Source organism: Streptomyces sp. NRRL S-1022 (assembly GCF_000720135.1).
In the GTDB taxonomy this organism is placed as follows: Bacteria; Actinomycetota; Actinomycetes; order Streptomycetales; family Streptomycetaceae; genus Streptomyces.
The window spans coordinates 1-301 of record NZ_JOIU01000187.1 but is presented as its reverse complement, the minus strand read 5'-3'; the positions used below and the strand labels follow the sequence as shown (position 1 = coordinate 301).

Genomic DNA, 301 nt, shown 5'->3' with positions numbered 1-301 from the left:
CGTGTGGAACGTGCTGCTGACCGCCGTCCTGGTCCTGCTCGCCTTCCCGGTCCTCGCGGCGGCGCTGTTCGCGCTGGAGGCGGACCGTAAATTCGGCGCCCACGTCTTCGACGCGGCCAACGGCGGAGCCCTGCTCTGGCAACACCTCTTCTGGTTCTTCGGCCATCCAGAGGTGTACATCATCGCGCTGCCGTTCTTCGGGATCATCTCCGAGGTCATCCCGGTCTTCTCCCGCAAGCCGATGTTCGGCTACATGGGCCTGATCGCCGCGACCATCGCGATCGCCGGTCTGTCCGTGACG

Annotated in this window: 1 protein-coding gene; it reads left to right on the top strand. The window is 65.8% G+C overall.

The features are described 5' to 3' along the window. A partial coding sequence (locus IG05_RS0141455; protein WP_199808494.1) for a cbb3-type cytochrome c oxidase subunit I occupies nt 1-301 on the top strand: 301 nt, incomplete at both ends.